General features: G+C 72.2%; 22 protein-coding genes. 9 read left to right on the top strand and 13 right to left on the bottom strand.

Features of this window, described 5'->3' with window-relative positions; all coding sequences use genetic code 11:
- Positions 1-69: 69 nt before the first annotated feature.
- Positions 70-1,698 (top strand): thiamine pyrophosphate-dependent enzyme, encoded by a 1,629-nt coding sequence (locus OHS18_RS15915; RefSeq protein WP_328617575.1) that lies wholly within the window; start codon positions 70-72, stop codon positions 1,696-1,698.
- A gap of 612 nt (positions 1,699-2,310) precedes the next feature.
- On the opposite strand, the gene OHS18_RS15920 is transcribed toward OHS18_RS15915, so the two are convergent.
- Together OHS18_RS15920 and OHS18_RS15925 are read right to left on the bottom strand one after the other, a co-directional pair.
- On the bottom strand, positions 2,311-3,699 hold the full coding sequence (locus OHS18_RS15920) for a pyridoxal phosphate-dependent decarboxylase family protein (protein ID WP_328617576.1): 1,389 nt from the start codon (positions 3,697-3,699) through the stop codon (positions 2,311-2,313).
- Between the two features lie 391 nt (positions 3,700-4,090).
- Entirely contained in the window at positions 4,091-4,993 is a 903-nt protein-coding gene (locus OHS18_RS15925; protein ID WP_328617577.1) for a phosphatase PAP2 family protein, read from the bottom strand.
- A gap of 110 nt (positions 4,994-5,103) precedes the next feature.
- Here OHS18_RS15925 and OHS18_RS15930 point away from each other — a divergent pair, with 110 nt between their 5' ends.
- The 3 genes from OHS18_RS15930 to OHS18_RS15940 all read left to right on the top strand — a co-directional run bounded on the left by OHS18_RS15930 (position 5,104) and on the right by OHS18_RS15940 (position 7,696).
- On the top strand, positions 5,104-5,793 hold the full coding sequence (locus OHS18_RS15930; RefSeq protein ID WP_328451828.1) for a response regulator transcription factor: 690 nt from the start codon (positions 5,104-5,106) through the stop codon (positions 5,791-5,793).
- 65 nt (positions 5,794-5,858) lie between these two features.
- Complete coding sequence (locus tag OHS18_RS15935; protein ID WP_442875418.1) at positions 5,859-7,211, top strand: ATP-binding protein; 1,353 nt, start codon at positions 5,859-5,861, stop codon at positions 7,209-7,211.
- Positions 7,208-7,696 (top strand): hypothetical protein, encoded by a 489-nt coding sequence (locus OHS18_RS15940; protein WP_328451824.1) that lies wholly within the window; start codon positions 7,208-7,210, stop codon positions 7,694-7,696. The genes OHS18_RS15935 and OHS18_RS15940 overlap by 4 nt, the downstream gene beginning before the upstream one ends.
- A gap of 44 nt (positions 7,697-7,740) precedes the next feature.
- Here OHS18_RS15940 and OHS18_RS15945 read toward each other — a convergent pair whose 3' ends face one another.
- Complete coding sequence (locus tag OHS18_RS15945; RefSeq protein ID WP_328617579.1) at positions 7,741-8,331, bottom strand: NADPH-dependent FMN reductase; 591 nt, start codon at positions 8,329-8,331, stop codon at positions 7,741-7,743.
- Positions 8,332-8,428: 97 nt separating this feature from the next.
- Between OHS18_RS15945 and soxR the strand changes: the two genes are divergently transcribed.
- The gene (gene soxR, locus OHS18_RS15950; RefSeq protein WP_328617580.1) at positions 8,429-8,908 is read left to right on the top strand and encodes a redox-sensitive transcriptional activator SoxR; all 480 of its coding nucleotides are present in this window, start codon (positions 8,429-8,431) and stop codon (positions 8,906-8,908) included.
- On the opposite strand, the gene OHS18_RS15955 is transcribed toward soxR, so the two are convergent.
- From OHS18_RS15955 to OHS18_RS15965, 3 genes are all read right to left on the bottom strand, one after another.
- The gene (locus tag OHS18_RS15955; RefSeq protein WP_328458862.1) at positions 8,909-9,415 is read right to left on the bottom strand and encodes a mycothiol transferase; all 507 of its coding nucleotides are present in this window, start codon (positions 9,413-9,415) and stop codon (positions 8,909-8,911) included.
- Between the two features lie 73 nt (positions 9,416-9,488).
- Positions 9,489-10,103 (bottom strand): hypothetical protein, encoded by a 615-nt coding sequence (locus OHS18_RS15960; RefSeq protein WP_328451818.1) that lies wholly within the window; start codon positions 10,101-10,103, stop codon positions 9,489-9,491.
- 2 nt (positions 10,104-10,105) lie between these two features.
- Entirely contained in the window at positions 10,106-10,888 is a 783-nt protein-coding gene (locus OHS18_RS15965) for a hypothetical protein (RefSeq protein ID WP_328617581.1), read from the bottom strand.
- Positions 10,889-11,156: 268 nt separating this feature from the next.
- On the opposite strand from OHS18_RS15965, the gene OHS18_RS15970 reads away from it, so the two are divergent.
- Both OHS18_RS15970 and OHS18_RS15975 read left to right on the top strand, forming a co-directional pair.
- On the top strand, positions 11,157-11,897 hold the full coding sequence (locus OHS18_RS15970) for an SDR family oxidoreductase (RefSeq protein WP_328617582.1): 741 nt from the start codon (positions 11,157-11,159) through the stop codon (positions 11,895-11,897).
- A gap of 29 nt (positions 11,898-11,926) precedes the next feature.
- Positions 11,927-12,814, top strand: coding sequence for an SDR family NAD(P)-dependent oxidoreductase (locus OHS18_RS15975; RefSeq protein WP_328617583.1), 888 nt, complete (start codon positions 11,927-11,929; stop codon positions 12,812-12,814).
- Here OHS18_RS15975 and OHS18_RS15980 read toward each other — a convergent pair.
- Together OHS18_RS15980 and OHS18_RS15985 are read right to left on the bottom strand one after the other, a co-directional pair.
- Positions 12,795-13,235 (bottom strand): DUF6314 family protein, encoded by a 441-nt coding sequence (locus OHS18_RS15980; RefSeq protein WP_328451811.1) that lies wholly within the window; start codon positions 13,233-13,235, stop codon positions 12,795-12,797. The two genes, OHS18_RS15975 and OHS18_RS15980, sit on opposite strands and share 20 nt — an antisense overlap.
- Before the next feature lie 149 nt (positions 13,236-13,384).
- Complete coding sequence (locus tag OHS18_RS15985) at positions 13,385-13,648, bottom strand: hypothetical protein (protein ID WP_328617584.1); 264 nt, start codon at positions 13,646-13,648, stop codon at positions 13,385-13,387.
- Between the two features lie 117 nt (positions 13,649-13,765).
- On the opposite strand from OHS18_RS15985, the gene recQ reads away from it, so the two are divergent.
- The gene (recQ, locus tag OHS18_RS15990) at positions 13,766-15,616 is read left to right on the top strand and encodes a DNA helicase RecQ (RefSeq protein ID WP_328617585.1); all 1,851 of its coding nucleotides are present in this window, start codon (positions 13,766-13,768) and stop codon (positions 15,614-15,616) included.
- Between the two features lie 7 nt (positions 15,617-15,623).
- Here the strand turns inward: recQ and OHS18_RS15995 are convergent, their stop codons facing one another.
- The 3 genes from OHS18_RS15995 to OHS18_RS16005 all read right to left on the bottom strand — a co-directional run bounded on the left by OHS18_RS15995 (position 15,624) and on the right by OHS18_RS16005 (position 16,817).
- Positions 15,624-15,836 carry an antitoxin gene (locus OHS18_RS15995; RefSeq protein ID WP_442874378.1) on the bottom strand — a complete coding sequence of 71 codons (213 nt, stop codon included), beginning with the start codon at positions 15,834-15,836 and terminating at the stop codon, positions 15,624-15,626.
- Between the two features lie 193 nt (positions 15,837-16,029).
- Positions 16,030-16,365, bottom strand: a complete 336-nt coding sequence (locus OHS18_RS16000; protein WP_328451806.1) for an ArsR/SmtB family transcription factor — start codon at positions 16,363-16,365, stop codon at positions 16,030-16,032.
- Entirely contained in the window at positions 16,362-16,817 is a 456-nt protein-coding gene (locus tag OHS18_RS16005; RefSeq protein ID WP_328617586.1) for an SRPBCC family protein, read from the bottom strand. Before OHS18_RS16005 ends, OHS18_RS16000 begins: the two co-directional genes overlap by 4 nt.
- Before the next feature lie 133 nt (positions 16,818-16,950).
- Here OHS18_RS16005 and add point away from each other — a divergent pair, with 133 nt between their 5' ends.
- Positions 16,951-17,925 carry an adenosine deaminase gene (gene add, locus OHS18_RS16010; RefSeq protein WP_328617587.1) on the top strand — a complete coding sequence of 325 codons (975 nt, stop codon included), beginning with the start codon at positions 16,951-16,953 and terminating at the stop codon, positions 17,923-17,925.
- On the opposite strand, the gene OHS18_RS16015 is transcribed toward add, so the two are convergent.
- Both OHS18_RS16015 and OHS18_RS16020 read right to left on the bottom strand, forming a co-directional pair.
- On the bottom strand, positions 17,903-19,264 hold the full coding sequence (locus tag OHS18_RS16015) for a vWA domain-containing protein (protein ID WP_328617588.1): 1,362 nt from the start codon (positions 19,262-19,264) through the stop codon (positions 17,903-17,905). The genes add and OHS18_RS16015 overlap by 23 nt on opposite strands.
- A complete protein-coding gene (locus OHS18_RS16020; RefSeq protein ID WP_328451801.1) occupies positions 19,261-20,142 on the bottom strand; it encodes an AAA family ATPase in 882 nt (293 codons plus the stop codon). Before OHS18_RS16020 ends, OHS18_RS16015 begins: the two co-directional genes overlap by 4 nt.
- Positions 20,143-20,177 lie beyond the last annotated feature (35 nt).

The following is a 20,177-nucleotide window of genomic DNA, read 5'->3' on the forward strand; positions in this document are numbered from 1 at the left end:
GCTTCCCGGGGGCGCGCTGATCAAGTAGGAAGCTTCCAGAGGTCCGCCACGGACGACCCTCAGGAGGCCATGCCGATGCTCCCGCTCTCCCCCACCGCGGCCGACCTGATCGTCGGCGGCCTGCGCGCCCACGGCGTCGACACCGTGTTCGGGCTGCCCGGCGTGCAGACCTACGACCTGTTCGACAGCCTGGCCCGCGCCGGCGACATCCGGGTGATCGGCGCGCGGCACGAGCAGACCGTGGCGTACATGGCGTTCGGGTACGCGCAGGCGACGGGCCGGACCGGCGTCTACACGGTGGTGCCGGGGCCCGGCGTCCTCAACGCCTCGGCCGCCATGGTCTCCGCGCACGGAGCCAGCGCGCCGGTGCTGTGCCTGACGAGCGAGATCCCGCGCGCCTACCTCGGCCGTGGGCTCGGGCACCTCCACGAAATGCCCGACCAGCTCGCCACCTTGCGCACGATCACGAAGTGGTCGGCGCTGGTCGAGCACCCGGCCGAGGTCCCGGACGCGGTGGCGACGGCGTTCCGGGAGGCCGCGGGCGGCCGGCCGAGGCCGGTCTCGCTGGCCGTCCCGTGGGACGTGCTGGGTATGCGGGCCCCGGCCGAGGTGGCGGGCCCCCTGCCGTTGCCCCGCCCGATCGTCGACCCGGACGCCGTCGCGGCGGCCGCCGAGCTCCTGGCCGGCGCGAAACACCCGATGATCATGGTGGGCGGCGGGGCCCGGCACGCGGCCGCCGCCGTCCGGGCGCTGGCCGAGCGGCTGCAGGCGCCAGTGGTGCCGTTCCGCGGCGGCCGCGGGATCGTCGGCGACGACCACCCGCTCGGCTTCACCTGCGTGTCCGGGTTCGAGCGGTGGCCCGAGACCGACGTGGTGATCGGCATCGGCTCGCGGATGGAGCTCTCCTGGTTCCGCTGGCCGGAGAAGCCCGCGGGACTGAAGACGATCCTGCTCGACATCGACCCGCGGCAGGCGACCCGGCTGGCGGCGGACGTCGCGATCGTCGCCGACGCGGGTGACGCCGCGGCGGCGCTGGCCGACGCCGTCAGTCCACAACGGACGGACCGGACCGCGGAGTTCACCGCCCTGAAAGCGAAGGTGGCCGAGCGGTTCGCCGACGTCGGCCCGGAACTGGAGTACCTCCGCGCGATCCGGGATGTGCTGCCCCGCGACGGTTTCTTCGTCGAGGAGATCTGCCAGGTCGGCTTCGCGTCGTACTTCGGGTTCGAGGTCTACACCCCGCGCACGTTCGTCACCTGCGGCCACCAGGGCACGCTCGGCTTCGGCTACCCGACGGCGCTCGGCGTGCAGGCCGCGTTCCCCGGCCGGCCGGTGGTGTCGGTGGCCGGCGACGGCGGCTTCATGTTCGCCGCACAGGAGCTCGCCACGGCCGTCCAATATGGACTCAACGTGGTGGCGGTGGTGTTCGACAACGGCTACTACGGCAACGTCCACCTCGACCAGGAGCGGCTGTTCGAGGGCCGCGCACTGGGCGGCCGGCTGCACAACCCGGACTTCGCCCGCCTGGCCGAGACGTTCGGCGCGCTCGGCCTCACCGCCCGCACCCCGCACGACCTGCGCGGCGCGCTGGACAAGGCATTCGCCTCGGGCCGCCCGGCGCTGGTGCACGTACCGTGCGACCTGGGCGTGGGCGCGTCACCGTGGAAATACCTGATGCCGAAGTCGGACCGGAGCTAGTGTCGCGCAGTAGAGGTTCGCCGACCGCAGGCCGCCGTGCACCCCAAGGCGGCCCCTGGGTGCGGTGAACAAGCACCGCAGCGCGAAGCGCCTCCGTTGAAGGCGGCGAAGCGTCGGAAGAGCGGGCAGAGTGTGACTCGTCGTAGGGCTGGCCGGCGGGTTTGAGGATCGCGGCGCGCGATGGACGGGGGTGGTGTCGCGGACCAGCACGGCTTGCCGGTAGGGGCGTGGCACTACAGGTGATCACCCGGGCCTCTGGATTTTGGGATTTGATCTTCGCAAATCCAGTCCTACCAGGGGCCCCACGCATCATCGCAGGGCAACACGCACCCGGCCCAGGACCCACTGAGAAACCTCATTGGGTGCATCCCACGCACCCCGACGCCACCTTGGGTTCATCGAGTGCGTCCCACGCACCGAAAGCTGTCTTGGGCGCATGAGACCCGGATCCGCCGGTCGCGAGCCGGGGAAGGCACGAGATCGGTGTGGCTGTAGGGGCTCCCGAGACTGCTGTGCCGAACAACCATGCACCCAATGCGCGTTGGGCGCGTTCCGGCTATCGCCCGGAGCGCCGGCGATCCAGCACCTCCGACCGGCAACCGACGCGCGACGCTAGCCGGCGCCCACCCGCTCCAGCACAGCGAAGACGCGCTCGACGTCGGCCGCGGTGGTCCGCCAGTTGCTGAACGCGGCCCGCAGCGCCGGGCGGCCGTCGTACACCGTCGGGGTCAGGAACGTGGTGCCCTCCGCGGCGATCTCGTCGACGAGGGTGTCGATCCGTTCCCGGGTGACGTCGCCGGCCGGGGTGAAGCAGACGACGTTGAGCCGCACCGGCGCGAGCAGCCGCCAGCGCGGCGAGCCCTCGAGGCGCCGGCCGAGGTCGCGGGCCGAGGCGACACAGCGCTCGACGATCTCGCGGTGCCCGTCCCGGCCGTAGGCCACGAGCGAGAACCAGGCGGGCAGCGCGCGCAGCCGCCGGGAGTTCTCCGGCGTGAGGTGCAGGAAGTCCGGGGTCTCGCCGATTTCGCCGAGGTAGGCCGCGTTGTTGCTGAACACCCGCAGCTGCAGGTCGCGCCGGCGGGTGAACTGGACGGCCGAGTCGTAGGGCACGTTGAGCCACTTGTGCAGGTCGACGACCACCGAGTCGGCCTGGTCGAGGCCCGCGACCAGTGCGGCGTGGTCCGGCGCCAGGGCGGCGAACCCGCCGAACGCGGCGTCGACGTGCAGCCAGAAGTCGTGGCGCTGCTTGAGCGCCGCGATCGCGCGCAGGTCGTCGAAGTCGACGGTGTTCACCGTGCCCGCGTTGGCGACGACGATGGCCGGGCCGTCGAGCGCGTCGAGCATCTCGTCGAGCTTCGCGACGTCGACGGCTTCACGCCCGGGCAGCACCGGCACTTTCTTCAGTGCCGACCGGCCCATCCCGAGGAACGACAACGCTTTCGAGATGCTCGAGTGCGGGGAACCCGACAGCACGGTGACCGGGCCGAGGGCGGCGGCCCCGTCGTCGGTGACGGACACGCCGGCCCGTTCGCCGAGCCATTCGCGCGCGATGGCCAGGCCGGTCACGGTGGACATCGTGGCGCCGGTGACGAACGCGCCGGAGAACTCCGCGCCCAGCCCGAAGAGTTCGGCGAGCCAGCCGACGGTCTCGCGTTCCAGGTCCTGCGCCGAGGAGTCCATGCCACTGGCGGGGTTCTGGTCGTAGGCCGCGGTGAGCCAGTCCCCGGCCAGCGACGCGGGTGTCGCCCCGCCGGTCACGAACCCGAGGTAACGCGGCCCGGCGCTGGCGGCGAACCCGGATTCCCACCGCTGCGAAAACTCCTCCAACGCCCCGCGGCCCCCGACTCCCGCAACGGGCAACGGAGCCCGGGCCACCACCTCGCCAGGCGGCACAGCAGCGGGCCGCCCGTCCAGCCCGGCAAACGCCTCCCCGGCCAGTTTCCGCGTGGCGTCGAGGAGATCGGGCAGCGAGTTCAGATCGTGGGCAAGCCTCGGGTGCATGGCCCCGACGCTAAGCCCCGCAAGAACCCCTGTCGCGGGCCAATCCCCCAAAACTGGCCCGCCCGCCACCCCGTGTCGACCCCCCAATCACGCGAGTCGACCTCCGGATCACGCGAGTCGACCCCCGGATCACGCGAGTCGACCCCCAATCACGCAAGCCGACCCACCAAACACGCGCGATGCCCACGAATCACGCGCACCAGCCCGCCCCTCACGGGTGAACCCCTTCAAAACGCGCGCGATGCACCTTCAGACACGCGCGACGCCTCTCCGATCACACGCGATGCCCGCGACCACGCCGAAAGCCGGCCACAGCCCGCCGAACCCTCGAACGTTCGACCCTCCCCGGCTACCCCACCCCAGGCGCACCCCAGCACCGGAACAACCCCGGTCAACGGCGCCGCAACCGCCGGATCCGGCTCTCGGCCGGGTCGAACGCCACCCGGCGCAGCGGGCCCGTCAGCAGCAACACCACCGCCATCGCGGACAGCGCGGCCAGCACCATCGCGGCGACGAACTGCGCCGCGCCGGACGTCGCCGTGGCGAGGACCGCGAAGCCGGCCAGCACCAACGCCGGTGGCGCCAGCAGGCCGCAGAGCACCGGGATCAGCGGCACGCGGTCACCGTCGGGGCGGCGGGCGGACACCACCGCCGCCCCGGCGCAGGTGACCGCGGCGACCAGGAGGCAGCCGCCGACGGTGTCGCTCAACCGGTGCCAGCCCAGGGCCACGGCCGCCGCCGCGACCCAGGCGACGCCGAACCCGCCGGCCACGAGGGCCTGCCGGCGGAAGCGGCGGGGCAGGACGATCGCGAGCGCCAGCAGCACGGCCATCGCCGCGCTGACGTGCCCGCTGGGGAAGCTGTTGTGGCTCGCCACGCCGAGCCGGTCGCCGGTGCTGGGCCGGTCCAGGACGTACAGCTTGAGCAGCTGCGCCACCACCAGCGGGGCCGCGAGCATGACGAGCGCCGTCACGCCGAGCGCGAACCGGTGCCGCAGCAGGGAGATCACCACGAGGGCCACGGCGACCCCGCCGAGCACGACCACCAGGTCCAGGTCCGCCAGGGGCTGGGCCCAGCTCACGGTGGCACCCGCGGACTGGGCGCTGCGGACGACGCCGTTCTCGACGCTGCGCCCGGCTTCGGTGCGGACGAAGAGCAGGTAGGCCGCGACGAAGGCGAGGGTGAATCCGGCCGCGCCCGCGACGAGCACGGCGGTGCGGGACACCGCCCGGGTCACCAGCGCGTGCCGCGCGGGGCGGGTGGTGGTGGGAGCCTCGAAGAAGATCACTGCCATGTCTCCGAGTCTGGAACCGGCATTTCGAGATCCCGTCAGGACGATGTCATGGTTTTGCTACAAGATCGCCCTGAGTCGCCACCCCGTGCGGTTTTCCGAATAATGGCGCCGTGGCCGAGGTACTGGTGGTAGAAGACGACGCGGCGGTGCGGGAGGGACTGGAACTGGCCCTGCGCCGGCAGGGACACGTGGTGCACACGGCGGAGTCGGGTGAGGCCGGCGTCGAGCTGCTCGTGCTCCGCAGACCCGACATCGTCGTGCTCGACCTGATGCTGCCCGGCATGGACGGCTTCGAGACCTGCCGCCGGATGCGGGCGTCGGGGCCGATCCCGATTGTCATGCTGACCGCGCGCAGCGACGATTTCGACATCGTCGCGGGGCTGGAAGCCGGCGCGGACGACTACGTGGTCAAGCCGGTCGAACCGCGGGTGCTGGACGCGCGGATCCGCGCCGTGCTGCGCCGCGCGGTCAGCGAACGGCCCGGCGGGCCTCCCGCGCCCGAGGAGCGCCACGGCGACCTGGTGATCGACCGGGCCGGGCTGGAGGTCACGAAGCGGGGGACGCCGGTTTCGCTGACGCCGACCGAGCTGAAACTGCTGCTGGAGCTCTCGCGCACCCCCGGGCAGGTGTACAGCCGCCAGCAGATCCTCTCGTCGGTGTGGGATCACGACTACCTCGGCGACTCCCGGCTGGTCGACGCCTGCGTGCAGCGGTTGCGCGCGAAGATCGAGGACGTGCCCGCGAGGCCGGAGTACGTGCAGACCGTCCGCGGCTTCGGCTACCGGTTCGGGCGGTCGTGACCTCGCGGATCCGCTCGTGGCTGGCCGGGCTGAGACCCCGGCTGGTCGCGGCGTTCGCGGTGATCATGATCGTCGGCGCCACCGCCGCGGCGGGCGCGAGCTACGTCTCCGCGCGCAACGCCATCCTGGGCGGCTTCCAGGACCAGACGATGCTCAAGCTGCGCGACCAGATCGTCGCGTACCTGCCGACCGTGTCCCTGCCGCCGACCCAGGCGACGCTCGACGCGTTCGGCACGGCGCTCAAGTCCAGCAACGCCGTCGTCGTCTACCACGGCCTGCACTCGGATTCGGGCATCAACCCGGACAGTGTGCCCGCCGACCTGCGCCAAGCCGTGTCCAGAAGCACGAACATCCAGTTCCAGCGAGTCGACGCCGAGGGGTATCCCCAGCTCTTCGTCGGGGTGCCGGTGCAGACCGGCACGGACGGCGGGACGAGCGGCATCGAGGTCTACACGATGGTGACGCTGGTCCAGCAGCAGGCCGCGATCGACGAGCTGGCCCGCACGGCTTGGCAGACCTCGGCGCTCGCGCTCCCGTTCGCGGTGGTGCTGGCCCTGCTCGCCGCGCGCCAGGTGCTGCGGCCCGTGCGGGCGCTGAACACCGCGGCGAGCCAGCTCGGGCGGGGCAAGCTCGACGTGCGGCTGCGGGTGAAGGGGTCCGACGAGCTGGCGCAGCTGGTCACGACGTTCAACAACACCGCGGCGGAGCTGGAGCGCACGGTCGGCACGCTGCGCACGATGGAGTCCGAGGCGCGCCGGTTCGTCGCCGACGTCTCGCACGAGCTGCGCACCCCGCTGGCGGCGATGAACGCGGTCACCGACGTCCTCGACGAGGACGCCGACCAGCTGCCACCCGACACCGCGGTCGCGGCGCGGCTGGTGTCGGCCGAGACCCGGCGGCTGACCCGGCTGGTGCAGGACCTGATCGAGATCTCCCGGTTCGACGCCGGGCGCGCGGAGCTGCGGCGGGAGGACCTCGACGTCGCGGCGGCGATCACCGACAGCCTGACCGCGCGGGGCTGGGCCCCCGGCGGCGAAGTGGTCGCGGAGGTGGTCGCCGACCTGCCGCCCGGCATCACGGCGCGGCTCGACCGGCGGCGGCTCGACATCGTCGTGGCGAACCTGGTCGGCAACGCGCTGCGGCACGGCGCGCCGCCGGTCGAGGTGTCCGTGCGGGCGGAACGCGGTGACGTCGTGCTCACCGTCACCGACCACGGGCCGGGCATCCCGGAGGCGGTGCTCCCCCGGGTGTTCGACCGGTTCACCAAGGCCGACACGGCCCGGGCCCGGTCCGAGGGCAGCGGGCTCGGGCTGTCCATCGCGCGCGAGAACGCCCGGCTGCACGGCGGTGACATCGTCGCGGCCAACACCGGCACCGGCGCCCGGTTCGAGCTGCGCCTGCCCCGGGAGGCGTGGTGAAGAAACTCCTCGTCCTGGCCGTGCTGTTCCTGGTGGGAGCGTGCGGCGTCAAACCGACGCCGGTGGTCCCCGCCGGGCCGGCGCCGACGCTGCGGAACCCGGCGACGAACGGCCGCGGCACCGACCTGGTCCTCTACTTCGTCCTCGACGGGCGGGTCCGGCCGGTGTCGCGGTCGACCAGTGAGACGGTCGACGTCACCGCGGCGCTGTCGACGCTGCTGGGAGGCCCGTCGTACGCCGAGACGTCCGACGGGTACGCGACGATGCTCCCGGCCGAAACCGGGCCGATCGCGCTGAGCGGCGGGTCACCCACGACGATCCGGGTGGCGTTCCCGCTGAAGCAGCTCCCGCAGATCGCGGTCGACCAGCTGGTCTGCACCGCGTTCGCCGCCCTGGCGGCCGGCGGGGGCTACGTGGCCGACGGCGCCATCACCCTCGCCGGCTCCGACATCGAGCTCCCGTCGCAGACCTGCCAGGCGTTCTGACCGGACCGTCCCCAAGGGACCGCCACGCGGCTCGACCGGGCAGGTCAGCTGGGGTAGGGCCGGGCCGCCCGGGCTTCGGTCAGCGACCGCGCCCACCACTCCAGCTGGTCCAGCAGCGCCTTCGCCGCGACATCCGCGCTGTCGTCCGTGGGGACGCCGTCGGCGCCGAACCGGGTGTGCGCGCCGTGGAAGCTGACCGTCTCGCGGATGGTGACCGCGTGCAGCTCGGCGAAGACCGCGCGCAGGTGCTCGACCGCGCGCAGGCCACCCGAAATCCCGCCGTAGGAGACGAACGCGACCGGCTTCGCGGCCCACTCGCTCCGGTGCCAGTCGATGACGTTCTTGAGCGCCGCCGGGTAACTGTGGTTGTACTCCGGGGTGACCACGACGAACGCGTCGGCGGCCGCCAGCCGCGGCGTCACCTTCCCGGCTTCGGCGGCCACCGCGGCCGGCGGCGCGGTCCCGAACGCCGGCATCGCCAGCGGCAAGGCGGGCTCGGCGAGGTCGACCACGTCGACGTCGAAGCCGCCGTGGTCGCCCGCGACGCCGGCCAGCCAGCGCGCGACCACCGGGCCGAACCGTCCTTCCCGGACACTTCCCACGATCACGGCGACCCGTACGGGAGCTTCGGACACGCTTCCTCCTTGACACAGCGGCGTTGTTGCCGTCCGAATCAGGATGAGACTTCAAGCTCGCTTGAAGTCAAGCGTGCGGCTGTGGTTGGCTGGGAGCATGGTGAACGCCACAGCCCGGAGGCTGCCCGACCTCACCGTCGGCGAACTGTCACGACGCAGCGGAGTGCCCGCGTCGGCCCTGCGGTTCTACGAGGACGAGGGGCTCATCCGCAGCCGGCGGACGGCCGGGAACCAGCGCCGCTACTGCCGGGACACGCTGCGGCGGGTGACGTTCGTCCGGATGTCCCAGCGGGTCGGGATGCCGCTGTCGGCGATCCGCGAGGTGCTCGCGCTGCTGCCCGACGACCGCACCCCCACGCGCGCCGACTGGGCGCGGATCTCCCGCTGCTGGCAGGAGGACCTGGACGCGCGGATCCGGCAGATGGAACAACTGCGCGACCAGCTGGGCGACTGCATCGGCTGCGGCTGCATGTCGCTGGCGAAGTGCCGGCTCGCCAACCCGGGCGACCGGCTCGGCGCCGCCGGTCCGGGGCCGCAACGGCTCCCGGACCACCGCGGCGACGGCTACGAGGACTGACTAGCGGCGTTCGAGGACGCCACGGACGAACAGGGCCTGCCCGGCGTGCTGGATGTCGTCGTCGATGACGCTGACCAGCCGCACGCCGAGGGTGACCGGCGGGTCCCAGGCCTCGTCGACGACCCGGTCGAGGGCCTGGCCGTCGAGCCCCTGGACGTACTTGAGGGTCTGCTCGTGCACCGCGTCGTAGTACCCGGTGAGCAGCTCGGCCTCGACCCGGACGGCTTCGACGTCGGCCGGGCGGTGGCCGTAGCCGGTGTCGGCCGCCGGGAACGGGAGGCCGAACCGGGTCAGCCAGTCCTGGCTCGTCCACACCTGCTCGGTCCCGGCCACGTCGGCGACGTGGTCGTCCTGGACCCGGGTCAGGTGCCAGACCAGCCAGGCGATCGAGTTGGCCTCTTCGTCGAGGCGGGCCCCGAGCCGCTCGGCGGTGAGACCTTCCACCGCCGCGTGCACGGAGCCCTGGACCCTGCTGAAGCCGTCGGTGAGCAGATCGGCCACGTTCATCGGCTTGCCTTCCACGTTCGCGGACACCGGTGTGCCGGCGTGCATCGATCATGCACGCCGGCACCGGTGGTGGCTAGCGGGGCAGCAGCTGGTCGAAGAACGAGCGGTAGCGCCGCAGCGCCAGACGCAGGTCCTCGGTGGCCGGCTCGCCGTGCTGCCACTGGCCTTCCAGCTCGCTCTTGTGCTCGGCGAACGTGGTGGCCAGCGCGCTGATCACGCCCGCGACCAGCTCGTCGGCCTCGCGGACCGCCTTCTGCGGGTCGTCGACGAAGCCGGTCTGGACGCCCTGCCAGCGGTCGCGGAAGCCCGTGACCTTCTCCTCGTCGATCAACGGCTGCGCTTCGTCACCGGTGTCGGCCGACGGCCGCGCCGAGCCGGCGGCGGTGTCCGTGCGAGTGCTCGTCGTGGTGTCCGTCGTAGTGTCCACAGCGGTGTCCGAAGCGGTGTCCGGAGTGACGTCCGAGTCGGTGTCCGAAGTGGAGTCCGAGTCGATGTCCGGCCGACTCGACGCCGACGCCAGATCGGCGGTGCTCAGGGCGTGGTCGCCCCCGTGCTCGTCGGCGACCGGCTCGCGGAAGTCCGTCCCGCCGTGCTCGGAGAGCCCGCCGGCGCCGGTCTCACGCACGTCACCCTCGCGGGCGAAGTCGTCGTCCTGTTCGGCGCTGTGCCGGGTGAGGTGTTCGGTCATGGTCAGCGTCCTCCGTTCCACTCGGTCCGCGGCTGTGCGGACGCTTCCCGCTCGGGCTGCACGCCGTCGCGGTCTCGTACCTTGTCACCGGGGTCGTGTTCGGTGCGCTCCTGCGCGACAGCGGCGCGGTCCGGCGTGCCGGCCGTGCCGTCCTGCGCGGAGCGGTCGTGCTCGCGCTCGCTGTGGTCGTGACCGTTGTGGTCGTGACCGTTGCGGCGCTCGTGGTGCTCGGCCGAGGCGTCCGTGGTGTCCGCACCATCCGAGCCATCGGTCAGCAGGTCCTCGAACACGGTGCGGTAGTGCACCATCGCGTCGCGGAGGTCCTCAGTGGACGCGCCGCTGCGCTCGTGCTGCGTCGCGTGGGCGGCGCGGTAGTGCTCGAGGGTCTTGGCGTGGCGGACCGACAGGTCGGCCAGCTGCTGCTCGTAGCCTTCGGTCGGGTACCCGCGGTCGGACATCAGCGAGACCAGGACGCGGTCGGCTTCGGCCACCGCGGCGGCCGGGTGGTCGACGAAGTTTTCCTGGGCCTGCGCCCATTCCCGGGTGTAGCGCTCGCGCGCCGACGCCGACAGGGGGCGGATGTCGAGCTCCTTGTGGCGGCGCTCGCGCTCGGCCAGTTCACGCTGCGCGGCCCGCGGGCTGTCCTTCTCCTCGACCGTCCGGTCGTACTCCGGACCGAACCGCTGCTGCAGGCGTTTCCGCTGCATCTCCTGCGTCACCAGCCAGATCACGGCGCCGAGCACCGCGACGGCCACGACGGCCACGACGATCAGCCATGTGGGCATCGCACAAAACTCCTTAAAGGATGTCGAGCTCCCCGATGTGGCAAGGGTTCCCGCCTCGGCGGGTCCGAAACCCGTTGGCGCACCCGGACTTTCCGATTCGGCCGTCCGGCGGTGCCGGTACCGCCGGATGCCCACACCCCGGGAAGGCCGCCTCAATGTAACGACGATAACAACGAACGACTAGCGCCGTTACCATTCGAGTGCTATCGTCGATAACAGCAAGACGGAAGCGGCGTTACCGGCGCCGCCCGAGAGGAAGAAGGCACCGATGAGCACCACCGAACCCCGCGTCGCGATCGTCACCGGCGGCTCCCGCGGCATCGGCCGCCAGGTCGCCGAGCGCCTGGCCGCCGACGGCATGGCCGTCGTCGTCAACTACGCGGGCAACCAGACCGAAGCCGACGCCGCCGTCGCCTCCATCACCGGGCGCGGCGGCCGGGCGATCGCGGTCAAGGCCGACGTCGCCGACCTCGACGCGGTCGCGGAGCTGTTCGACACCGCGGAGGCCACGTTCGGCGGCGTCGACGTCGTCGCCCACCTGGCCGGCGTGATGACCGCGCCGACGCCGATCGCGGACACCGACTTCGACGTCCTGGACCGGGTGCACCGCACCAACATCCGCGGCACGTTCGCCGTGGCCCAGCAGGCCGCGAAGCGGGTGCGTGACGGCGGCGCGGTGATCATGACCTCGACGTCGGTGCTCGGGCTGAACCTGCCCGGCTACGGCGTCTACAACGCCACCAAGGGCGCGGTCGAGGCGATCACCATGATCCTGGCGCGCGAGCTGCGCGGCCGCGACATCACCGTGAACACCGTCGCCCCCGGGCCGACCGCGACCGCGCTGTTCCTCGACGGCAAGGACGAGGCGACCATCGACCGGATGGCCAAGCAGCCGCCGCTCGAGCGCCTCGGGCAGCCCGAAGACATCGCCGAGGTCGTCGCGTTCCTCGCCGGCCCGGCCCGCTGGGTCAACGGCCAGGTCCTGCGCGCCAACGGCGGAATCGTCTGAGAAACCCCGACCCGGAAAGGAAAAGAGCCATGATCATCGTCGTCACCGGCGCCTCCAGCGGGATCGGCGCCCTCGCCGCCCGGGCGCTGGCCCGCGCCGGCCACACCGTCTACGCGGGCATGCGCGACACCGGGGGCCGCAACGCACCGCGGGTCGACGCCGCCGCCGCGTTCGCGGAAGAGCACCACGCCGACCTGCGCTCGGTCGAGCTGGACGTCTCCAGCCAGGACTCGGCCGACGACGCGATCGCGTCGATCGTCGAAGCGCACGGCCGTCTCGACGTCGTGGTGCACAACGCCGGGCACATGGTGCTCGGCCCGGCCGAGGCGTTCACCCCCGAGCAGCTCGCCCGGCTCTACGACACCAACGCGATCGGCACCCAGCGCGTGAACCGGGCCGCCCTCCCCCACCTGCGCGCGCAGCGCGACGGGCTGCTGGTGTGGGTGTCGAGCAGCAGCGTCCGCGGCGGCACCCCGCCGTACCTGGCGCCGTACTTCGCGGCGAAGGCGGCGATGGACAGCCTCGCCGTCTCCTACGCCGCCGAGGTGGCCCGGTTCGGCATCGACACCACGATCGTCGTGCCCGGCGCCTTCACCTCGGGTACCAACCACTTCCCGAACTCCGGGCACCCGGCCGACGAAGCCGTCGCGCAGGCCTACGAGGAGCGCTACGCGGGGTTGACCGACCACGTCGCGGCGAAACTGGCCGAGATCACCCCGGCCGACGCCGACGTCGCGACGGTCGCCGCGGAACTGGCCCGGGTGGTCGATCTTCCCAAGGGGCAGCGGCCGTTCCGGGTGCACATCGACCCGGCCGACGACGGCGGGTGGCTGGTCGCGGAGGTCGGCGACCGGATCCGGAGCGAGTTCCTGCGCCGGATCGACCTGGCCGATCTGCTCAGCCCGGCGGCCGGCTGAACCGGGTGACGATCACGTGGTCCTTGGCCGGCCCGCGGACCGCCCACTCCTGGCGCCAGCGGCGGGCGTCCAGCACGCGGTAACTGCCGCGGTACAGGTCGTCCCGGCAGGGGTGGTCGGTCTGCCAGTGCCCGGCGCGCAGGTCCAGTTCGTGGAAGAAGCCGCCGTGGTCGAAGTGGACGTCCGCCCGGCCGGGCGCGGTCGGGCGGTAGTGCAGCGTGCGCGTCACCGGGCCGGTGTAACCGCCGAGGCGCATCTCGCCGGCTTCGCGGTAGACGAGCACGCCGCTCTCCTCGGTGAAGGTGGCGGTGCCGGTGACCTCGCCCGCCGGGTCGCCGTCGGCGGTGCGGATCTCGCGGTCCAGCCGCCAGTCACCACCGAAGTGCGCGGCCAGGTCGGTCACCGGGAAGTACTCGTCCATCCGTTCCAGTGTGTCATCCGGCCGTGACCGGAATGCGCCCGCGCCGGCCACGCCCACCCGCACGACGGCTCCACACCACCACCGCGCCGCCGACGCCGGAGTTCGTGACGCCCGCGAAGGTCACCGCAGCCGAGTTCGTTCGTCTGCGCCTACCAGAGCAAGTTCCACGACGCCGCCGCGTTCCAGCTGCAGATCCTCGCCCCGGGGCAAGGGACGCCGCGCGTGGTGGCCGACCGCGTGGCGAAGACGTGCGGGAAGCCCGCGGTGGCCGTCCCCGGCGCCGGGGACGCCGCCTTCTCCTGCGACGCCCCGGACCAGGAGGTCGACGGGATCCCGGAGCAGCAGACACGGATCGTCGTCGCCAAGGCGAGCCACGGCGAGACCCGGGCGGGTGTGCTGGACGTGCACAGCATCCGCGAAGGTGTCTACACGAACCTCGCGCGCCTGCTCGGCGAGCGGCTGCAGGGGGATCCCGGCACGCCGGAGAGGGCGCACGGAAGTTGTCGGACCCCGGCTCTAGACTCGGCCGGGTGGCAGCCACCGAGACCCACCTCGAAGCCGGAACGGAATCCGAAGCCCTCGACACCCTGCGCCGGGTGTTCGGCTACGACAGCTTCCGCGGCGAGCAAGCGGCGATCGTCGAGCACGTGATCGCCGGCGGTGACGCGCTCGTGCTGATGCCCACCGGCGGCGGGAAGTCGCTGTGCTACCAGATCCCGGCGCTGGTGCGCCCGGGCGTGGGCGTGGTGGTCTCGCCGCTGATCGCGCTGATGCAGGACCAGGTCGACGCGCTGCGCAACGCCGGGGTCCGGGCGGGATTCCTCAACTCCACCCAGGACTACGCGGCCCGCCAGGAAGTCGAGTCGGCGTTCCTCTCCGGCGAGCTCGACCTGCTCTACCTCGCCCCGGAACGGCTTTCGGTCGAAGCCACCGTGCGGCTGCTCGACCGCGGCAAGATCTCGCTGTTCGCGATCGACGAGGCGCACTGCGTCGCCCAGTGGGGCCACGACTTCCGGCCCGACTACCTGCAGCTCTCCGCGCTGCACGAGCGCTGGCCGGACGTGCCGCGGATCGCGCTCACCGCGACCGCCACCGAGGCCACGCACAAGGAGATCGCGACCCGGCTGAACCTCGACGAGGCCCGCCACTTCGTCGCGAGCTTCGACCGGCCGAACATCCAGTACCGGATCGTCGGCAAGAACTCGCCGCAGCGGCAACTGCTGGAGCTGCTGCGCACCGAGCACCAGGGGGACGCGGGGATCGTCTACTGCCTGTCCCGGAACTCGGTCGAGAAGACCGCGGAGTTCCTGGTGCAGAACGGGATCCCGGCCGTCCCGTACCACGCGGGGCTGGACGCGCGCGTGCGCGCGAAGCACCAGTCGCGGTTCCTGCGGGAGGACGGGCTGATCGTGGTCGCCACGATCGCGTTCGGGATGGGCATCGACAAACCGGACGTCCGGTTCGTCGCGCACCTCGACCTGCCCAAGTCCGTCGAGGGCTACTACCAGGAGACCGGCCGCGCGGGCCGTGACGGGCTGCCGTCGACGGCGTGGCTGGCCTACGGGCTGCAGGACGTGGTGCAGCAGCGCAAGATGATCGACACGTCCGAGGGTGACGACGCGCACCGGCGCCGGCTCGGCGCGCACCTCAACGCGATGCTGGCGCTGTGCGAGACGGTCGAGTGCCGCCGCGTGCAGATCCTCAACTACTTCGGGCAGAAGGCCGAGCCGTGCGGCAACTGCGACACGTGCCTGAACCCGCCGGAGAAGTGGGACGGCACGATCCCCGCGCAGAAGCTGCTGTCCACGATCGTGCGGCTGCGCAACGAGCGGCGGCAGAAGTTCGGCGCCGGTCAGGTCATCGACATCCTGCTCGGCAAATCCACGCCGAAGGTCACGCAGTTCCAGCACGACACACTGAAGACGTTCGGCATCGGCACCGAGCTGCGCGAGCCGGAGTGGCGCGCGGTGGTGCGGCAGCTGCTGGCCCAGGGCTGGCTCGCGGTCGAAGGCGACTACGGCTCGCTGGTGCTCACCGAGGCGAGCGCCGAAGTGCTGGGCGGCGACCGCGAGGTCATGCTGCGCCGCGAGCCCGAGCGGACCGCCGCGCCGCGAGCGCGCGGTGCCAGCCGGAAAGCCGCCCCCGCGGTGGACATGCCCGCGGAGGCGGCCCCGTTGTTCGAACGGCTGCGGGCCTGGCGGGCCGGCGTCGCGAAGGAGCAGGGCGTGCCTGCCTACGTCATCTTCCACGACGCGACCCTGCGCCAGATCGCCACGCAACGGCCGTCGTCGCTGGCCGACCTGGGCACGGTCAGCGGGGTCGGTGAGAACAAACTCGCCAAGTACGGCGAAGGCGTCCTCGAGACCCTGGCCGCCGACTGAGCCGGGCTCAGCGGGTGGCCGGTCCCGGGCGGTCTTCCGGGCCGGTCACCGAGCTGACCTTGCGGACGACACCGGCGATCTGCTGGTGGTACTTGCCCTTGGTCCTGTCGTCGGCGAACTTGGCGGCCTTGCCGACGGCCTGGTTCACCTTTTCCGGGTTCTTCTTGGCGTAGGCGCGGGCGGCGCCGGCGGCTCCGGCCAGCACGGTGAGCTTGCGCATGAAAGCCACGGTGGTCCTCCCTCATCGGTAGCGGTCATCCTGACAACGCGGACGAACCCCCCAGAGGTTCCCCGTGTGACCGCCGCCAAACCTGTGCCACCCCTCTGCCCGTGCCCTACCGCCGGGCGTCCCCACGGCCACCGCGAGGGACCTGGCTGCCCTCGTGGTGGCCGTCAGAGGCTTTCCCCCGCCGTCACGAACCCTCGGCCTGCTCCGCCAGCCGCTTGATCGCCGTCAGCCGGGAGGACCACTGGGCCGCGACCTGGTTCATCCAGCGGGCCGTGGCCGCCAGAGCGTCCGGGCGGACCTGGTAGCGGCGCTCGCGGCCGTCGCGGCGGCCCGTCACCAGGCCCGCCCCGTCCAGCACCACCAGGTGCTTCACCACCGCCTGCCGGCTCACCGGGAGGTCGCTCGCCAGCTCCGTGGCCGTCGCGTCGCCACGCTGGGACAGCAGTTCCAGCAGCCGGCGCCGGGTCGGGTCGGCCAGTGCCGAAAAGACGTCTTCGGCGGCAACGGGCTCCGTCGTCATACCGCCAGTTTCTCGGACAGCTCCCCGAGCTTCGCGATCACCGCCGTCCAGCCCTCCTCGTGGCTCTCGCGGGTGTCGTCCGGCGACGGGTTCGGCGACGGCGTCCGCGTCGTGAAGCCGCTCTCGACGACTTTCAGCCGCGTGCTGCCACCCTCCGCCGCCAGCGTGAACTCGACCAGCGTCGAGTTGGCCTCGTCGGCGACCACGCCCGGGAATCCGCTGGCCCAGCGGTACGACAGCGCACGCGGCGGGTCCAGCGCGACGATCTTGGTCGGGAACCGGCCGTGGTCGCCGTGGTCGAGCTGGATGATCCCGCCCGGCCGCAGGTCCACCGGCGCCGGCGTGCCGTCGCCGAACCACTGGCCGACGTACTCCGATTCGGTCAGCACCGCCCACACCCGCTCGATCGGCGCGTCGATCACGATCTCCTGCTCGACCTGGTCCTGGTTCATCGTTTCCCCTTGGTTCGGTTTCTGGTGCAACCACAGAGTTGCACGAGACGGCATCAGACGCAACCCCTCGGTTGCGTCTGATGCCGGAAAAATCGCGCGCGCAAGCCCGGCCACGACACCTACGCTCGCGATCATGCGCGACCTGGCCGCCTTGCCGAAGGCCCACCTGCACGTCCACCTGGAGAGCACGATCCGGCCGGGCACCCTCCGCGAGCTCGGCGCGGCCAACGGCGTCGACGTCCCGGACGGGCAACCGGTGTTCGACGGCTTCCGCGCCTTCGCCGACTACAACGCGCTCATCCGGTCGTGCCTGCGGAAACCGGAGGACTTCGAGCGGATCGCCCGCGAGTACTGCGCCGACGAGGCCGCGCAGGGCACGCGCTACGCCGAGATCACGTTCACCGCGGCCGCGCACGGGGAACGCCTGGGCGACCCGGAGATGCCGCTCGCGTCCGTCCTCAAAGGACTCAAGGACAGCAGTGCCATCGAGTGGCGGCTGCTGCTGGACCACTCCCGCCGCCGGTCGGTCGAACGCGCCGAGCGCACCCTCGACCTCGCCCTGAAGTACGACGACGTCTTCGCGATCGGCATGGCGGGCGAGGAGAACCACTCGCTCCGGCCGTTCGCGACGCTCTTCGAGAAGGCCCGCGCGGCCGGGATCCACCTGCTGCACCACACCGGCGAGGACGCCGGACCGGACAGCATCCGCGAAGCGCTCGAGGTGGGCCGCACCGAGCGCCTCGGCCACGGCATCCGCGTCCTCGACGACCCGGAGCTGACCGCGGAGGTCCGCGACCGCGGGCTCGCGCTGGAGGTCTGCCCGTCCTCGAACGTCACGCTGGGCCTGGTGCCGTCGCTGCCCGAGCACCCGCTCCCGCGGCTGCTCGCCGCGGGCCTGCGAGTCACCCTGAACACCGACGTCCCGTCGGTCACCGGCGCACAGCTGGCCGAGGAATACCGCCGTGTGCAACGGGCTTTCGGCTATGACGACGCCGTGATGGCGGACTTCGCGCGGGCGAGCGTCACCGCGTCGTTCGCGCCCGAGACGGCAAAAGCCGGGATGCTCCGGGACATCGACGCGTGGCTCACACCGGCAGCAGGCGGGTGACCAGCGTCGAAAGCTGGTGCACCGTGCGGCATTCGTGCATCTCCACGACGTCGGCGTACTCCAGCGCCGCCGAGTCGCCCGTCGACCACAGCGACCGCCGCTCCGGGTTCAGCCAGTAGACGTGGCGGGCGCGCGACTTGATCGCGCGGACGGCGTCGAGGTTCGGGTCGCCGCCGTTGGTGCGGGCGTCGCCGAGGATCAGCACCGACGTGCGCGGGCCGACCGCGTCCAGCCAGTTCGCCGTGAACTGCGCGAGCGAGCCGCCGTAGTCGCTGTGGCCGTCCCAGCGCACCAGCGCGGCTTCGGCGAGCATGCGCGCGCCGAGTTTCTCCGGGTCGGCGACGCCGTTCGTGACCAGGTGCGTGACCTCGTCGGTGCTGTCGACGAAGGCGAAGACGCGGATCTTGCTGAACTGGTCGCGCAGCGCCTGCACGAGCAGCATGGTGAAGTTCGCGAACCCCGCCACCGAGCCGGAAAGATCGCACAGCAGCACGATTTCCGGCCGCCCGGGCCGGCGGTGGCGATACGCGGGGCGTAGCGGCACGCCGCCGGTCGAGAGTGAGCGCCGCAGCGTGCGGCGCAGGTCGATCTGCCCGCGCGTGGTGCGCTTGCGCCGGGCGGCGAGCCGGGTCGCCAGCTTGCGGGACAACGGCTGGATCGTGCGGCGCAGCTCGGCGAGCTGGTTGCGGCTGGCGATGAGGAAGTCGACGCGGTCGGCCGCGGGCGCGATGGCGTGCTTGGCGACGCGTTCGCGGCCGCGCACCTCGGCCGCGCGACGGCGGGCTTCGGTCCGGACCTGGCCGCGGAAGCCTTCGACACGACGGCGGATCTCGTCGCGGTCGAGCCGGTCGGTGAACTCACCGCGCGCGCCGCCGCCGCGCATCGCCGCGAGCACCCGCGCGATGAGCGTCTGCGGCTGCAGCCGGTCGAGCGTCTGGTGGGCCGAGAAGCCGCCACCGGGTCCGGACGACGAGCCGTACTGGCCCAGCATGTCGACGGCGAGCCCGGCCAGCTGCGCCAGGGCCTGCTCGTCGCCGGCGGTCAACGCCGCCGCGAGCTGTTCCCGCAGCTCTTCGAGGGTCGTGTCCGAACGGGCCCGTTCGGGTGCGCCGACCCCGGCCGGGAAGTACAGGTCGAACGCGGCGTCGAACACCGCGCGCTGCCCGCCGCGGCGGACCAGGGCCGCGGCCAGGCCCTCGCGGACCAGCTCGCGGTCGTCGAAGCCGAGCACCTCCAGGGCCGCGGCGGCGTCGACCGTCTCGGCCGGGCCCGCCGGGATGCCCTGGACCCGCAGTGCCTTGACGAACGACGCGAGCCGCTCCGGCACGCCGCCGGTCACGACGCGTCCAGGACCTGTTCGAGCTGCAGCCCGGCGCCGGCCTTGGTGATGTCGTCCTGGTGCTTGAGCACGACGCCGAGGCTCTCCCGCACGACCTGCTCGCTCAGCGTCGTCGCGCCGAGCGCGAGCAGCGTGCGCGCCCAGTCGATGGTCTCCGCGACCGACGGCAGCTTCCGCAGGTCCATCGCCCGCAGCGCGGCGATCACCCGGACGACGGAATCCGCCAGCGCGTCGTTGATGCCGGGCACCTTGAGCCGGACGATCTCGCGCTCCAGCTCCTCGTCCGGGAAGTCGATGTGCAGGAACAGGCAGCGGCGGCGCAGCGCCTCGGACAGCTCGCGCGTCGCGTTGGACGTCAGTACGGCGAACGGCGCGCGCGTGGCGGTGATCGTGCCCAGCTCCGGCACGGTCACCTGGAAGTCGCCGAGCACCTCCAGCAGCAGGCCCTCGACCTCCATGTCGGCCTTGTCGGTCTCGTCGATGAGCAGCACGGTCGGCTCGTCCGAGGAGATCGCCGTGAGCAGCGGGCGGCGCAGCAGGAATTCCTCGCCGAAGATGTCGGTGCGGGCGTCCTCCCACGTCTCGTCGCGGCCGGCGGTGATCCGCAGCAGCTGCTTCGCGTGGTTCCACTCGTACAGCGCGCGGGCCTCGTCGATGCCCTCGTAACACTGCAGGCGCACCAGCCGCGAGCCGCTGACCTGGGCGACGGCCTTGGCCAGCTCGGTCTTGCCGACGCCGGCGGGGCCTTCGACCAGCAGCGGCTTGCCGAGCCGGTCGGCGAGGAACACCGTGGTCGCCACCGCCGTCGACGCCAGGTAGCCGGCCTCGGCCAGTTTCGCCGACACGTCGTCGACGGAGGTGAAGAATCCGGTGCCCACCGATGGCCTCCTAAGCGCTCGCTCACCCCGGACTC

It is taken from the genome of Amycolatopsis sp. NBC_00355 (assembly GCF_036104975.1).
In the GTDB taxonomy this organism is placed as follows: domain Bacteria; phylum Actinomycetota; class Actinomycetes; order Mycobacteriales; family Pseudonocardiaceae; genus Amycolatopsis.